We start from the raw sequence: 16855 nt of genomic DNA, 5'->3' as shown, positions 1-16855 counted from the left end.
ATATTGTAGACGGTATAAACAAAATAGTTAAAAAATTAAAAAATTGAAAAATTAAAATGTTAAAAATGAAAAAACTCCGCTGGCACTTAACCACTTATCCACTTAACCACTTATCCACTGCCTCTAAAGGTTTCGGGCTTGTAGAGTTGATGTTAGCAATAGCGATGATTACTGGTATTATAGTAGGAATCTTCGCAATGCTCCAATATGGTGTTATCGCATCGGTTAAAGCCCGGGAGCAAATGTCGGCAGGACGGCTGGCACAACTCATCTTTACGAAATTGAAAGCGATTGATTTCTATTTTCTTTTTGATTACGACTCCGATTTGTCAAACTACGGTTTGTCCGGAACATATGGTCCTGAAACATCCCAATCTGCCACATACCAGTATCTTGCCGTCCTTAATCAGATAAAAGCAACCGTAAAAACTGCAGGTTTTGATAAATTTACGATTGAAAATACTTTTATGAGAAGGGACTCTTCCGACGCAAACGGGAACGGACTGACAACCGATTTAATCAATTTTATAGATACTAATACAGATTTGAAAGACGATTATTTATCTTCTGTTCTTTACTATGACAAAAACGGAGATGGCGATTACTACGACAGTTATGTCTCTACCGTAACGAACCGCAAAATTTCTGAACAACCGGATACACATCTTAAATATGTAACACTCAAACTTTACAAAAAAGAGGATTTAATTCATCAGGAATCGCAACTTATTTCATATGAACTGTTCACCGGAATAGAATCGCAGGCGTCTGATGCGGCGCTTAAATTATTCGTAACACAACCGGCGAACGCTACATATCTGTATAATCTTGACATCTCGGAAAGACAGTATGCTTTCAATCTTTCAATAACGAAATCCTACCCGGAAGATGTCGTCGCTTATCGTGCCGATTTAACAAATCCTATCCGTCTGTGGGGCGAAACCGAGCCCAATGCGCTGGTTCATTTTTATATTAATACGCCTGTAACAGAACTTGATAGCGTAACCTCAAGTATAGCCGGTGAATTTGATTTCCAATCAAACGCCGTAACGAACGCGTTAACGGAGGGCGAAAATACGATTCTTGCAATGGCAACAAGGGACAATATGTATTCGCCATATGCGCCGCGAGATGTCATTCTTGACTTAAAGCCGCCGGTAATTTCTTCGCAGGCGCCGACCGACACCGTCTACGACAAAATGCCATGGGTCGGTTCCTATCTTTATGATACAATTCTTACAACAGGTGTTCCGTCGGGCATCTGTCAGGATGTTATATGCATAAAAATAAATGACGCTGAAGTTACACATCATTACGATTCCTCAACTGGAGAACTTTACTGGGATTATTCCGCCGAATTGTCAACCGGCGTGATATATTCGGTACAAATTGAGACAGGCGATAACGCCTATTACAAAACGATGTCGTCATGGACATTTACAGTTGACATCCAGGACCCGGACAATTCGGCTCCTGCGGTATCCCAAAAAAGCCCCTGCGGTACCTGCGGTGAACCGTTGCCGGCAATTATGTGCAAGGTGCTGGACAATCAATCTGGCATAGACCCGTCTTCAATCATCTGTAAAGTGGACAGTGAAGTTGTATCGCATACATACAATTCCGCAACCCATTTCGTTTCGTGGTCACCTGCCTCCGCTTTTGAAAACGGGACTTATCATACCGTTGAAATAACGGTCAGCCACTGGGCAAATACCCCTGCGGATAAGAAAACAACCACTGAAAGTTGGGGGTTTAATGTGAGTTATTAATAACTGCAATTAAAAATGAAAAAACTATTCCCTGTTCCCTGTTCTCTGTTCCCTGCCTCTAAAGGGCTTACCCTCATAGAGTTGATGATATATGTGGCGGTATTCGGAATAATTACAATACCGCTTACCACTTTTTTCGTAAAATCGCTCAAAAGCGTCTACGAGTCGCAGAGAAAAACGGAATCCCAGGAGGCGGTTCGTGTGGTTCTTATTGAGATTGAAAAAGATATGGGAGAAGCGAACCAGATTATTGCTTCGTCTTCTACTGCAATTGATTTTATCGCAGATTATACGAAACATCCAAATTACGATTTTTACGGTGATACTGATGGTGACGGGATTGTAAATATACAGGATCCCGACGATGATAATGATGCTTCACTAATCCAGCCACCGACCTCACAGTGGAAAATCGGCTACGACTTGGACGATGACGATGACGACAACGACGGCAACCCGGATGTTAAAATTAGATTTTATCTTGATGCTGCCGCAAAAAAAATTTACAAAGATGCATCTTACAACGGAGCGGCATGGGGGAACAACATTAAAGAATTAGCCACCAACATTTCCAGTTTCACTCTGACATATATCGGCGCCAAAAGAAACGACCTCGGCAGATACATAGACCTCGGTAACGACGGGACAAGCGGCACCGCAGATACCGGGGAAAACGACGGAATAATCTCCGCTACCGAAATAGATATGGTTCAACCGTCAACAGGTCACGGGAACAGGAACGGGCGGCTGGATACCGACAATGAAATGAAATATATCAATTCAATCGGGATTTATATTGAAATGGACAAAAATACCGACGGAACCGCGGATTATAAAATTGAGACGGAGATTCTGCCGCCACTTCTATCGTTAAAAAAAAGGGTTACACCGCATTAAAAAGGCAATTAAAAATGAAAAAACTGTTCCCTATTCCCTATTCCCTGTTCCCTGCATCTAATGGTCAAACAATGGTAATAGTTCTGGTTTTGATGCTTTTTCTTTTTCCGATTGCTGCATCATTTTTATATGTCTCGGTAACGGAAATGATACATACGAGAATGGAACGAAGGTTTAAAACGGCTACCGCTTTAGCCAATAATGTTTTGGTGGATTTGATGAGACAATTCTCGCAGAGTTATTATGTAGGGCATTACGACAGCGATTCGCTTGCCAGAAACGAAATGTTTTATGAGGTTGGATTTTCAACGGTTACGATTTTTGCGGATGCCGTAGACCATTATCTTTATATCCAGGCAACCGGAAAATACGGCAAAGATGTCGACAACCCGCTTTCCGATAAAAAACTGTATGCGGTAATTCAATTTTATTCTGATATAACAAATTATAATTTCTGGTGCAATACCGCACAATCCTGGGGTAGCGGAGTAACGGAATCCGGAACTGACAGAGTAAAAGGAAATGTATCATTAGGCGGGAATTGTACTTTCAACGGCGATTTTATATGCGAAGGTAATATGAGCGGCAATTCTACAAATAGAATCCGAAATAATCTTTATTGCACCGGTTCATTCGGGAGCGTTACCGTAGACGGCAACAAGTACAATTTTGTACCGGAAGCATCATGGCCGTCAATTGATGTATCCTACTACGATAATTATTACAATTTCAAAAGCACCTGGACACGGACGATACAGTTTTCAAGCGACGGCACTTTCACCGTTACAGGCGCTACCGCACCAATAACGATACCTTCCGGCGGTTGTATCATTTTCGGAAAGAATTGTAATATCAACATATCGGCAAGCACGGTAAAAGGTAGAGTAACCGTTGTCGCTTCGGGAACGCAGGGCTCCACCACGCAGGGAAATATCCGGCTTAACGGCAATCTGAATTACGCTAATGGTACGAATAACGCATCCGATAGCGACTCCATCGCACTTTTAGCACATAATTATATTTACTTCAACAAAACCGGTTCCGCACATTATGTTCACGGTGCGACATTTTCGCAATACCGCTCGGTAAAAAACGGTTCGTCGCCAGCCAGTAAAAAAGCGCTTTATTTTTACGGCACCATGATAGTCAATCAAAGCGTTTCTCTTTCCGGAGGTTACAATCCCAGATATTACATTTTTGATACAGAATTAAATAAATACTCGCCTCCGGGTCTACCCGAACGACCATACCTTGTTACCTGGCATATGAAATAAGCACTTGACCCCGCCACCTATTTTTTATATAATGATACAAAAAGCAACCACAGATGGACACAGATAAACACTGAAAAAACTTAGAATTTAGGATTAAAATCTGTGGTTCCGAAGTTTGCTTGACAATCCCGTAACAAAAAGTAAAATATATGTTATGGTACCAACCAGAAACCAAGCACAGTTTGTTCATCTGCATAACCATACCGAATACTCGTTGTTAGATGGTGCTTGCCGAATCCTTGATGACCGCGGGAATCCTGCAACACTATTAAAAACAATGGCAGGTTATGGTCTTCCTGCAATGGCGATCACAGACCACGGGAATATGTATGGTGTGATTGAGTTTTACAACGGCTGTTTAAAATCAGGAATGAAACCGATTATCGGGCTGGAAGCATATATTGCTGAAAAATCACACAAAAACAGAGTTCACGGTGAAAAAAATTATCATCTTACTATTTTGGTAAAAAACGAAACTGGCTACAAGAATCTTACAAAACTGTCCTCTATTTCATATCTTGATGGGTTCTACTACAAGCCAAGAATAGATAAAGAACTTTTACAAAAATACTCAGATGGACTTATTGTTCTTTCAGGATGTCTGCATGGTGAAATATCTGAACTGATACTCGCCAATAAACTTGATGACGCAAAAAAAACTGCCGATTTTTATAAACAGGTTTTGAAAGACGATTTTTATCTGGAGTTGATGGAGAATGGTATCCCGGAACAAAAATTAGTGAATACCAAACTGCTTGAATTTGCTAACGAGCTTAATATCCAGGTTGTCGCTACAAACGACTGTCATTATCTCAAAAAAGAGGATGCAGAAGCACACGAGGTTTTGATTTGTATCGGTACTGCATCAACACTTGCCGACCCAGACCATCTGAAGTTTGTAACTGACCAGTTTTATTACAAATCGCCTGACGAGATGATTAGCACATTTAATAGTATTCCTGAAGCAATCAAAAACACACTGGTAATTTCTGAAAAATGTAATCTTCAACTTTCGTTTGATAAATTGTATCTGCCTGAATATAGGGTTGAAACAGGTTATACGCTTGATTCTTATCTACGCAAACTTTGTGAAGCAGGTCTTAAAAAACGGTATCCTAAAATAACTGCTGAAATAAAACAACGGCTGGAACACGAATTAAAAATTATCTATGATGCAGGTTATTCCGGCTATTTTTTGATTGTCTGGGATTTTATCCAGTTTGCTAAAAATCAAGCTATCCCGGTTGGACCCGGTAGAGGTTCCGGTGCCGGCTCTATTGTTTCGTATCTTTTAGGGATTACTGATGTTGACCCGCTGGAATACGGGCTGCTGTTTGAACGGTTCCTGAACCCAGCACGGTTGACAATGCCTGATTTGGATATTGATTTCTCAGACGAAGGTCGTGCTGAAGTAATAAATTATGTTAGAAATAAATATGGCGTAGACAAAGTAGTCCAAATAATAACTTTTGGCTCTATGCTCGCTAAACAAGTGATTCGGGATGTTGGTAGAGTACTCTCAATCCCGTTAACAGAGGTGAATAAAATAGCAGGACTTATACCAAAAACGCTCGGGATAACACTTACGCAGGCGCTTTCGCTTGTTTCTGAATTAAAATCGTTTTATAACTCCGATACAAGAATAAAAAAACTTGTTGATATATCACTAAAACTTGAAGGGTTAAAACGGCATTCAGGTGTTCATGCGGCTGGGATTGTTATTACCAAAGATGAAGCAACAAATTATCTGCCATTAGCCAAAACATCCGATGGTGTTGTAACAACCCAGTTTGAAGGCAAACTGTTAGAAAAAATGGGACTGCTAAAAATGGACTTCCTGGGATTGAGAATGCTTACCGTTATAAAAGATACTGCTGAACTTATAAAAAAAAGACATAAAATTAAATTAGATATTGAGAAATTGCCGTTTGACGATAAAAACACATTCAAGCTGCTTTCTGATGCAAAAGTAGCAGGCGTGTTTCAGGTAGAAAAATCAGGGATGCGTGACTTACTCAAAAAACTAAAACCTAAAAGTATCTCGGATATTACTGCACTGATTGCACTATACCGACCGGGTCCGATGGGTAGCGGTATGCTGGATGAATTTGTCGCAAGATATCATGGAAAGACAAAATTTAAATACGAACATCAGTTGATGGAAAAAATTCTATCAGAAACCTACGGGATTATCGTATATCAAGAACAGGTGATGCAAATAGCAACAGAACTGGCTGGGCTTACGCTTTCTGAGGCGGATACTTTTCGGTCTGCAATGAGCAAAAAAAATGTTGACCTGATTGAACAGTATCGTGAAATATTTTTGGACGGCGCAAAGAAAAAAGAACTTACATATAGAATTGCTGAAAAAATTTTTAATAATATCAAGAGTTTTGGTGAATACGGGTTCAACAAATCGCACGCAACCGCTTACGGATTCTTAACCTACAAAAGTGCATACCTTAAAGCGAATTATCCACTTGAGTTTTTTACAGCACTTCTGTCGTCTGAAATCGGACATACTAAAATAAGTAAAGAAGCAGAAAATAAAATCGTTGAATATATAAAAGATGCGCAAGAATTCGGAATAGAAATCTATCCGCCTGATATAAACAAATCTTTTGCAAAATTCACAATTGAACATAAAGGTATCAGGTTTGGACTTGTAGCAGTCAAGAATGTTGGTGAAGGTGCGGTTGATGCAATAATAACAGCACGCGAAAAAAACGGTGAATTTAGTTCACTTGCTGATTTTATAGCACGGGTTGATTTACATCTTATCAATAAACGAGTTCTTGAATCGCTCTGTAAAGCAGGTGTGCTTGATAATCTGCTCAATAAAAGAGCAAATATGCCAGAACGTGATGTTTTTTACGAAAATATTGAAAAGATTATTTCACAAAATGCAAAATATAAAAAAAGTAACCGTAAAGAACACGAAAGGATAGATAACCAGGCGTCACTTTTTGAACTGGCAGAAATCAACCGGAATGAAGATAAAATACCATCAGCCACCCCCACCCAAGCGTTAGAAGAAATCCCGAAAGAAAAACAATGGCATGAACATCAACTGCTTGCGTTTGAGAAAGAGGTGCTCGGATTTTATCTGTCCGGACATCCACTGGCAAAATATTCTAACGAGATAAAAATTTATACAAAAACCAGTATCGCAGATATAAAGAACATAAAAAACTCGCCCTCTGCCACTTCTGAAAAAGGTGGAAAGGTGGGTGGAGGTGGGAGTGTACGAGTTGCCGGGATTGTCGCTAATTTAAGACGACTAACCTCTAAAAAGAAAGAACAATACGCAAGATTTAAGTTGGAGGATTTAGATGATGAAATTGATGTGGTTGTATTCCCGAAACTTTTTAATGAACATTGTAAAGATACGCTTAAAATGGATGAAATGTTAGTTGTATCAGGCAGATTAAATGCTGATGCTGAACCACCTGAAATAATTGCGGATGAACTGGTTTCGTTTAAGAATGCCCGACGAAAACTTGTCCGAAAAGTTATTATCACAATCAGCGCAGTCGCACTTGAAAAATCAGCACTTGCAAAACTTAAAGAGTTTCTAAAACAACATCACGGTGTTGCAAAAGTTGAGTTCAATCTTATCGGACATACAAGTCATACCACTACAAGAATTTTAACTCCGCTTGAAATTGAGCCTAATGATACTGTTGTATCAGGAATAGAAAAAATTTTTGGTAAAGGTGTTGTAGAATTTGCTTGACAAATTATCAAAAAAAAGTAAAATAAATACTGATAAGAAATACATAGAAATAAATTGAAATAAAGTAGAAATTTGTTGCAACAAGCAATTTCCATCAATTTCAATGAGTTTCTATAAATTTCAGTTATATGGAGGTGTTTTATGTGTAAGAAGTTGGTTGTTTTTGTTGTTTTTGTTGTTTGGGTCGGTTTTGCAGTACAGTTGCTTTTAGCCCAGCAGGCAACTACATCCGCCACCCCCCAAAAAAAGGAAACCACTGCTGAAACTGATACCGGGCAAAAAGCTGGTTCAGCTACCTCGGCAAAATCTGCTCAACCGTCTAAACCAGCACAGGTAGTTCCTGCAACGCCTGCGCCTGCTGCTCCCCCCCGCACACCACCTGCACCACCGAAACCGGTTGATTACTATGAAATGTTGAAATCAACCGAAGCATTTAAAAGACGGGTTGCAGTAGATAATATCGGCAGGAAAAGAAATCCAGCTGATGCACCTGTGCTAATTGAAGCACTCAGCGATTCAGACCCAAGTGTTAGAATTATCGCATGCGATTGTCTCGGACTGATGCGAGAACAATCAGCAACGGATAAAATTATTACACTGCTTCAAGATAAAGAAGCACAGCTAAGACAGAGTGCCTGTGTAGCACTTGGCTATATCGGCGACCCGAAAGCAATCGCACCGCTTATTGAAAGAATCAAAACTGATACGGATACCGCTGTAAGAACACAGGCGGTTCTGATTCTCGGTAATATGCGTGCCCAGCAGTCAGTTGATACACTTGTGCCGTTGTTAAAAGATACGAATTTGGATATTCGGCTTATATCAGTCCAGGCACTCGGTAAAATCGGTAATAACTCGGCAGCACCGGAAATAAAAAATGCGCTAAATACCGCAATTGAAGAAAGTAAAACTGAAAAAGAACCCTACCGCCAGACACAGTATAATAGATTGATTACAGAATCTATAAAAGCAAGTGGTGATCTGAATGATAAATCAACCGAGCCACTCCTGCTGATGCTTCTACAAAATGATGATAAATCTATAAAAATTACAGCAGCCACAGCACTTGGCAAAATCGGTAATAAATCAGGACTTGATGTTGCAAAAGAATTTGCAGCTGATAAAGATGATATGCTCAGAATGCAAGCAGTTGAAGCACTCGGGTTTATTGGTGATGCCTCTGTAGTACCAATGCTTGAAAAAATATATAATACCGACCCAAATAATAATGTGAAAACAACCGCTGAAATTTCACTTTATAAATTCGGTTGGCGCCGACCTCCACCAAAACCTGTAAAAAAGGAGATAAAAAAATGAACAAGAAATTTCTATTAATTTCAATTATATTTCTATCAATTTCAATTTGTAATTGCCTCTATCCCGAACCTGTCAAGCCGACTACAATAGTTGATGTTCCAACTGCAGAAGTGACTGAGTACTCAAGTTATGACCTGAAATTCAGGTTATACGGCGAAGGTGGTGTGCTTTCTGAAATGGTCTTCGGCGTATTCAAACCTATCAATATCGGAATCTCGTGGGATGTGGATAAACTTATCGGCTCAGGCACTACAATAGATACCAGACCACCCGCTATTCTGTTTAAGGCAAAAGTGTTTCAAGGTGGAATGACAATCCCGGCAATCGCAATTGGTTACAGCGGACAGGGATATGGTTCATACAATAATACTGATGAAACCGACAGTATTCCCGATACAGAACCGGATAAATATCAGAACAGAGAAAAAGGTGTGTATCTGGCTTTGACACAAGAGTATTTTGTTCCCGGACTTGAAATAACATTCGGCTGTAATATCTACGATTTTGATAAGGAAGGTGTCTATAGTTTCGCAGGTATTACATATGGGATTGAGAATAAACTGGTTTTTTTAAGTGAATATGACAACATCCGCATGGCACCTGAAAACCGCGCTAATCTCGGCTTAAAACTGTTTGTTACTGATAATGTTGATGTTACAATCACCGGTAGAAATCTGTTCAGAGGTCCTGAATCAGAAAGAATCGCTATAATAAATTATAGAGGAAAATTCTAAAATCGTAAAAACTACTGGCAGACAGAATGAAGTCCCGAACTTGTTCGGGTTATCTTGCCACGGAAAACACGGAATTCGCGGAATGAAAAGAACTGTGAATTCTGTATTCTCAGTGGCTTGTCTTGTTTATTATGTCTAATCTTCTTGATTTTGAAAAACCTGTTATAGAACTTGAAACTAAAATCGCTGAGTTAAAAAAAATTTCTGAAGAACATAAACAGGATTTTTCGGCTGAAATCAAAACACTGGAAGAAAAATGCGATAAACTGAAAACAGAAATTTTTGGGAATCTTTCCGCCTGGCAAAAAGTTCAATTAGCAAGGCATCCTAACCGACCTCATACTCTTGAATTTGTAAATAATCTAATGACTGATTTTGTAGAACTACACGGTGATAGACATTTTGCCGACGATAAGGCGATTATTTGTGGGTTTGCAAAGTTCAATAACGAGCAAATTGCAGTTGCCGGTCACCAGAAAGGTAAAACTACTGATGAAAATATGATGCGAAATTTTGGGATGCCAAACCCTGAGGGATATAGAAAAGCACTCCGCATTTTTAAACTTGCTGAAAAATTTAATAGGCCTATTATCACTTTTGTTGATACCTCAGGTGCATACCCCGGAATCGGTGCGGAAGAACGAGGTCAATCAGAAGCAATCGCAAGAAACCTGTTTGAAATGTCACAGCTAAAAGTGCCAATTGTTGTCTGTATTATCGGTGAAGGTGGCTCAGGTGGCGCACTCGCTATTTCCGTTGGTGACCGACTGCTTATGCTTGAAAATGCTATCTATTCTGTGATTTCACCTGAAGGTTGTGCGGCGATTCTGTTCAAAGAAAACGCAACTGAAAAAATTCCAGAAGTCGCTGAATCGTTAAAACTTACTGCACAGGATTTGAAAAAATTCGGGATTATTGATGAAATAATAAAAGAACCTTTAGGCGGTGCACACCGAAATGTTGAAGAAACTGCAAAAACTTTGGGCTGTGCTATCAAAAAAAATCTGTGTGAACTAAAAAAATTGCCAACTGAAAAATTGTTAGAAGCACGATACCAAAAATATAGAGAAATAGGTGAGTTCAAAGAAAAGAAAGTTAAAACCAAAAAAGTAAAAGATGGATGAAATACTTTTTGAAGTAAATTGTTTTCATTTTAATAAAAAGATTAGAACTACAATAGAATATTGGCAACGGATAACAAATGAAAAACATCCATCAATAAAGGGACAAGAAAATAAAATTATTTCAGTTATTCAAAATCCTGATGAGATAAGGCAAAGTAAAAAAGACAGTGATGTGTTTTTATATTACAGATTATTTGATGAAAAATACATTTGTGTAATATCAAAATTTCTAAATGATGAAGGTTTCATTATTACGGCGTATAGTACAACAAAAATCAAGGAGGGTAAGATAATATGGAAAAAATAAGGGTCTATTATGATGAAATTGGGAATACATTAAATGTCTGGTTTGATGACCCTCAAAAGGAAGTGGTTTCTGAAGAGGTTGGCGGAGAGGTCATCCTGAATAAAGACAAGGATGATAAAGTAATTGGTTTTGAAAAATTAAATTTTATCTCTAAACCAGATGAAATGAAAATAAAAAAAGTTCCTGTGGAAATTCTGGTATAGTATTCCGTAACCGAATGAAAAGACTTCTAAAGAACCGATTATAGGTCACTATTCTTCTCACAATGACTTAAAAAAAAATTTATGAATCAATTACAGATAAAGGAGAGTAAAATGGATAAGTACAAAGACATTGATGTTCTGGTATGGGATGCAGTTTTTGGAGATGATGAAACAAAAAAGTATTGCAGATATTTGATTAGGAAAAAAGCACAAGAAAACGGGTTAGGTCCTGCATCAATTTACGAACTTTACAAAGCAATCGGGAAAAGTGAAATATCAGGATTTACCGTGCCTGCAATGAATCTCCGCGGTATGGCGTATGATATGGCTTGTGCGGCATTCCGTGCTGCAAAAAAAACCAAATCTGCTGCAATCATTTTTGAAATTGCACGAAGCGAAATGGGATATTGTGACCAGAAGCCATCTGAATTTGTTTCCGCAGTTCTTGCAGCAGCACTCAAAGAAAATTATAAGTATCCAGTTTTTGTTCAAGGTGACCATTTCCAGGTAAAAGAAAAGGGATATAAAACAGACCCGCAAAAAGAACTTGATGGGATAAAAAAACTGATTGCTGAATCGGTTGACGCCGGGTTTTATTCAATAGACCTTGATACCTCAACACTGGTTGACTTATCAAAACCGACTGTGAAAGAACAGCAAAAAAATAATTACGATGTTGCAGTTGAACTTACAAATTTTATTCGGTCAATTGAACCAGAAGGTGTAACAGTTATGCTCGGTGGCGAGATTGGTGAAATAGGCGGTAAAAATTCTAATGAAGAAGAATTGCGTGCATACATCAGTGGATATAATGAAACACTCGGTTCTGGAAAAATCGGTATTTCTAAAATCGCAGTCCAGACAGGTACAGAACACGGTGGTGTGCTTGATGCTAATGGTAAGCCGGTAAAAGATGTCAAACTGGATTTTGCTACACTTGAAAAACTGTCTAAAATTGCACAAAAGGATTACGGACTGGCTGGCTGTGTCCAGCATGGTGCGTCAACACTGCCTTCAGAGATGTTTGATAAATTCCCGAAAACAAATACCGCTGAAATACATCTTGCAACAGAATTCCAGAATATGATTTTTGATGCACCAAAGTTCCCAGCCGACCTGAAAAACAAAATTTATGAATGGCTGAAGGTTAATTGTGTATCAGAAAAAAAAGAGGGCGAGACGGAATCCAAATTTTTCTATAAAACACGCAAAAAAGCATGGGGACCATTCAAAAAAGAAACATGGTCAATTGCTGAAAAAATTAAAGCGGAGATTATGTCAGAACTTGAAAAAAAATTCGTATTCCTTTATGAAAAACTGAATGTGGTTAATACCGACAAAATTGTAAAAAAATATGTGAAAGTGCCGAAAGTAGAAATCAAGAAACCTGGAATTGCCGCCTCTGAAAAATTTGAAGGTGCTGATTGAAAATGGACTGGAAATTATTGTTGAGAGAAATAAAAAAAGATAAAAATATTGTTGCTGTATATCTTTTTGGTTCACAAGTAAAAGGCAATGCTGATAAAAAAAGCGATTACGATATTGCGTTTCTTTGTAAATATCCGCCGAAAAACGAGTGGAATTATATTTCCAAATTTAGTTGTTTATTTATAAAAGAGACACTTGATATAAAAATTCTTAACGAGAATGCCCTTTTTTTTCAATTTCTTGTAATAGAAACAGGGAAGGTATTGTATTGTTCAAATCACAGAAAAAGAATAGAATATGAAGCGCATCTCATAAGCGAGTATCAAGATTATAAACCATATCTTGATTATTATGACAAATGTATGTATAAGCATATAATGGAAGGTTCTTATGGATATGGATTATAAAAGCATAAATAAACATCTAAATTTTTTAAGAGATTATATTGAATATCTTGTAAAAGAAAAAAGACAGGGTAAAACTTTTAGCAGGTTAAGAAATGAAGAAGCTCTTCGGTATAGTATTGCTTTTTCGCTTTTTCAGGCGGTTCAGAATTGTCTTGATGTTGGAAATCATATCATTTCCGAGATAAATTTCCAGCGTCCTGAAACAGCAAAAGAAACTTTTGAAGTTCTTTCTAAAAGAGAAATAATTTCTCGAAAAACATTGAGGTTTCTTGTAAAAATGGTTGATTTTAGGAACCGAGTAGTCCATCGGTATGGTGAAGTGAGAACAAAAGAATTGTATTTTATGACAAAAAACTTAAAACCGTTTCTTGTATTTGAAAAGGAAATAGTAAAATTTTTGAAAAAACGCCAACAGGGAAAAGCAACATAGTAATCAGCAATTTTGTTGACTACTTACTAAAATTCGAAAGCGCTGACTATATAAAACGGCATAATTTATGACAATTGTTATTATGGATAGTAAAATGTAGTGCGAGGATTTATCCTCGCTAATAGCGACCTTAAAAGGTCGCACTACATATTTACATTTTATCAAATATAATGCCGTTTTATATACCACTTAAAACTGTTATGGCAATAAACAAGGATTTTGAAAACCACTGAAACACTGAAACACGAACCTAAAAATAAAGAGAGTTGTAGCGTCCCATTTTACCCCCCCCACCAAAATTTGGTGGAGGGGTTTATATGGGACGAAACGACCGATATAAAATCGGTCGCTACATTCAGTGTTTCCGTGCTTCCGTGGTTATAATTTGACACTACCCGTAGTAGGAAAAGAGGGATTTGTATGAAAGCAAAACAAATAATATCGGAACTTCAGAAAGAGAGGGCGAAGTTTAAACCAGTGCTGCCTAAAATTCTTAAAGAAGGTCCTGCGTTAGTAAAACCCAAACTTGGCAAACCAACCGAAAGTGCAACAGAACAGGAAACCATGCAAAAACTTTTTCCAAATATATACGGGCTAGCAATGGTAGATTTTGTTAAAGGTAAAAATCCTGATATTTCAAAAAAAATTATGAATGTTGGCGTTGTCCTTTCAGGCGGTCAGGCGCCTGGTGGTCACAATGTCATTGCTGGGCTTTTTGATGGATTAAAGAAGGCAAATCCTAAAAATAAACTCATCGGGTTCCTCGGAGGTCCTTCAGGAATTCTTGAAAATAAACAAAAAGAACTCACAAAAGATATAATAACTGAATACAGAAATACTGGCGGGTTTGATATGATACAATCCGGCAGAACAAAAATAGAAACACCGGAACAGTTTGAGCAGACAAAAAAGGTTTTGACTGATAATAAAATTGATGCAATGGTAATTATTGGTGGTGACGATTCAAATACCAACGCAGCATTTTTAACAGAATATTTTAAGCGCGAAAATTTACAGATATGTGTAATAGGTGTGCCAAAAACGATTGATGGTGATTTAAAGAACGAACAGATAGAAGCCTCTTTTGGGTTTGATACTGCAACAAAAATATATGCTGAACTCGTCGGTAATATCTGCCGTGATGTTAACTCTGCACGGAAATACTGGCATTTTGTTCGGTTGATGGGCAGAAGCGCATCACATATCACACTTGAAGTGGGCTTAAAAACACAGCCTAATATCGTGCTTATCGGCGAAGAAGTGCTTACCAATAAAATGACACTCTCACAGATTGTTGACGGTATCGCTGAGATAATCGTGAAACGAGCCGAGCTGAAAAAGAATTTCGGCGTTATACTTGTGCCTGAGGGCTTGATTGAATTCATACCTGAAATGAAAGAACTGATATCCAAATTGAATGATGTATTAGCGGAAAATGAGACGACTATCAGTCCAATGCCTACGGTTGACGAGGAAAAGAGTTTTATTTATACAAAACTGCCTGAAAATCTGGCAGCGCTGATGAAGTCGTTACCAAACATTATTTCATCGCAACTCTTAATTGACAGAGACCCACACGGTAATGTTCAGGTTTCACAAATTGAGACGGAAAAACTTTTAATAGATATGGTTAAAAAGAAATTATCAGAATTAAAAAAAGAAGGAAAATATGCTGGAAAGTTTTCAACAATCACACATTTCTTTGGCTATGAAGGCCGCTGTGGTGCACCGTCAAATTTTGATGCAAACTATTGCTATGCACTCGGATATAATTCAGCAGTATTGGCACTTAATAATTTATCGGGGTATCTCTCGTCGGTAAAAAAACTGACAAAAAAAGCAGACCTGTGGGAATGCGGTGGTGTGCCACTTACAACGATGATGACAATAGAACGACGAAAAGGCAAAGAAAAAGCGGTTATAAAAAAAGCATTGGTAAATCTTGACGGGAAACCATTCAAAACATTGCTTGAAAATAGAGATATATGGGCATTGACAGAAAGTTATCTTTATCCCGGACCTGTTCAGTATTTTGGTCATTCGTCTATTACCAATATACCAACAATCACGCTTAAACTGGAGCAAAAATGAACGAATTAAATTTGATTACCTGTATTGTGCAGAGAGGTAAGGCGGATAAAGTTGTAAAAGATGCAATCAAATCAGGTGCGGAAGGTGCAACCATTTTCTACGCAAGAGGCACCGGCGTCCGTCAGAAACTGGGCTTTTGGGGAAAGATAATTACTCCCGAAAAAGAAGTGATCTTGATTGTGACAAAAAAGTCAGAAACGAATGCTGTTTTTGATGCAATTATAAAATCAGGTAAACTTGATAAACCAGGTCAGGGATTTGCATTTGTTCATACAGTAGATAAAGCAATCGGCTTTTTATGAAATTTTCTTTTTTAATTTTTTTGGTTGGTATAACGCTTCTTTCTTTATACGGCAAAAATTTTGATATAAAAGCAATAAAATCTTCCAACGAAACCACAAAAACTGTTCAGAAACCAGTCAACAAACAACATCTTGATAAAGAAACACTCAAAAGTTTTCAGGACGAACTCGGTCTCGCTGCCGACAAACCGATGGTTGAAGTAAAAGTTGTTTCGCCAATTCTTGACAAGTTTTCAAAAGTAACTCCTAAAGATATCGGAGCGTCAAAAACATTAACAGAAACTATCAATGAATTTTATTTGAAAACTGTAAATTCCATTAAATCACTACTTTCTAAATATGATACAAAAATTACATATTCTGCGCTTTTGATTGCGTTTATCGCGTTCGTCTCAAAATGGCTGGATATTTACAAACTGGCATATTTAGTCAGTAAAGTTGGCTGGTTTTTTTCCAGGTTTGTATTATTCATTTTTTCTATCAGCGCAATTATTCTCTGGTTCTCACTCAAAAAAAATCTATGGCTGGATGTCGGCGATAACCTGTTTTTTATACCACTACAGGTGCTTATCATATCCTCATTTGCACTCAAAATAATGGATATGAACTATCCGATATGGAACCGCCTGTTTGGCAGTTTCGTTCTGCCGATAATATCAGGGATAGCAACAAACGCAATAATGTTTTTGTAAAAAAGTGCTTAACAGAATGCATATTTTTTGTTATATTTTTGTCAGAGGTTAAAGAAATGGTTAACAGTGCAGTCATTGCGAGGAATGAAATGACGAAGCAATCTCAGAGCACTAGTCGCAGGTTAAAACCTGCGACTACACTAA

15 protein-coding genes are annotated in these 16855 nt (G+C 37.9%); all 15 read left to right on the top strand.

What is annotated here, in order from left to right:
• Window positions 1-56 precede the first annotated feature (56 nt).
• The 15 genes from AB1349_08915 (at window position 57) to AB1349_08845 (ending at window position 16711) form a co-directional block, all read left to right on the top strand.
• Window positions 57-1769 (top strand): hypothetical protein, encoded by a 1713-nt coding sequence (locus AB1349_08915; protein ID MEW6557460.1) that lies wholly within the window; start codon window positions 57-59, stop codon window positions 1767-1769.
• A 15-nt stretch (window positions 1770-1784) separates the two neighbouring features.
• Window positions 1785-2666 carry a prepilin-type N-terminal cleavage/methylation domain-containing protein gene (locus tag AB1349_08910; GenBank protein ID MEW6557459.1) on the top strand — a complete coding sequence of 294 codons (882 nt, stop codon included), beginning with the start codon at window positions 1785-1787 and terminating at the stop codon, window positions 2664-2666.
• Window positions 2667-2680: 14 nt separating this feature from the next.
• On the top strand, window positions 2681-3940 hold the full coding sequence (locus AB1349_08905) for a hypothetical protein (GenBank protein MEW6557458.1): 1260 nt from the start codon (window positions 2681-2683) through the stop codon (window positions 3938-3940).
• 154 nt (window positions 3941-4094) lie between these two features.
• Entirely contained in the window at window positions 4095-7676 is a 3582-nt protein-coding gene (locus AB1349_08900) for a DNA polymerase III subunit alpha (GenBank protein ID MEW6557457.1), read from the top strand.
• A gap of 141 nt (window positions 7677-7817) precedes the next feature.
• Window positions 7818-8993 (top strand): HEAT repeat domain-containing protein, encoded by a 1176-nt coding sequence (locus AB1349_08895; GenBank protein ID MEW6557456.1) that lies wholly within the window; start codon window positions 7818-7820, stop codon window positions 8991-8993.
• Window positions 8990-9727 (top strand): hypothetical protein, encoded by a 738-nt coding sequence (locus AB1349_08890; protein MEW6557455.1) that lies wholly within the window; start codon window positions 8990-8992, stop codon window positions 9725-9727. The genes AB1349_08895 and AB1349_08890 overlap by 4 nt, the downstream gene beginning before the upstream one ends.
• Before the next feature lie 131 nt (window positions 9728-9858).
• Window positions 9859-10851, top strand: coding sequence for an acetyl-CoA carboxylase carboxyltransferase subunit alpha (locus tag AB1349_08885; GenBank protein ID MEW6557454.1), 993 nt, complete (start codon window positions 9859-9861; stop codon window positions 10849-10851).
• Window positions 10844-11158: a DUF4258 domain-containing protein gene (locus tag AB1349_08880; GenBank protein ID MEW6557453.1), complete on the top strand. Its 315-nt coding sequence runs from the start codon at window positions 10844-10846 to the stop codon at window positions 11156-11158. The genes AB1349_08885 and AB1349_08880 overlap by 8 nt, the downstream gene beginning before the upstream one ends.
• Window positions 11146-11361, top strand: a complete 216-nt coding sequence (locus AB1349_08875) for a DUF2283 domain-containing protein (protein MEW6557452.1) — start codon at window positions 11146-11148, stop codon at window positions 11359-11361. Before AB1349_08880 ends, AB1349_08875 begins: the two co-directional genes overlap by 13 nt.
• Window positions 11362-11472: 111 nt before the next feature.
• Window positions 11473-12789 (top strand): class II fructose-bisphosphate aldolase, encoded by a 1317-nt coding sequence (locus AB1349_08870; GenBank protein MEW6557451.1) that lies wholly within the window; start codon window positions 11473-11475, stop codon window positions 12787-12789.
• A 2-nt stretch (window positions 12790-12791) separates the two neighbouring features.
• Entirely contained in the window at window positions 12792-13196 is a 405-nt protein-coding gene (locus AB1349_08865; GenBank protein MEW6557450.1) for a nucleotidyltransferase domain-containing protein, read from the top strand.
• Entirely contained in the window at window positions 13180-13626 is a 447-nt protein-coding gene (locus tag AB1349_08860) for a HepT-like ribonuclease domain-containing protein (protein MEW6557449.1), read from the top strand. Before AB1349_08865 ends, AB1349_08860 begins: the two co-directional genes overlap by 17 nt.
• A gap of 420 nt (window positions 13627-14046) precedes the next feature.
• Window positions 14047-15717: a diphosphate--fructose-6-phosphate 1-phosphotransferase gene (locus AB1349_08855; protein ID MEW6557448.1), complete on the top strand. Its 1671-nt coding sequence runs from the start codon at window positions 14047-14049 to the stop codon at window positions 15715-15717.
• Window positions 15714-16019: a P-II family nitrogen regulator gene (locus tag AB1349_08850; protein ID MEW6557447.1), complete on the top strand. Its 306-nt coding sequence runs from the start codon at window positions 15714-15716 to the stop codon at window positions 16017-16019. Before AB1349_08855 ends, AB1349_08850 begins: the two co-directional genes overlap by 4 nt.
• The gene (locus tag AB1349_08845) at window positions 16016-16711 is read left to right on the top strand and encodes a hypothetical protein (GenBank protein MEW6557446.1); all 696 of its coding nucleotides are present in this window, start codon (window positions 16016-16018) and stop codon (window positions 16709-16711) included. Before AB1349_08850 ends, AB1349_08845 begins: the two co-directional genes overlap by 4 nt.
• The last annotated feature ends 144 nt before the right edge of the window (window positions 16712-16855 follow it).

Source organism: Elusimicrobiota bacterium (genome assembly GCA_040757695.1).
Classification (GTDB): Bacteria; Elusimicrobiota; UBA8919; order UBA8919; family UBA8919; genus JBFLWK01.
This window is presented reverse-complemented; position numbering and strand designations above follow the sequence as displayed.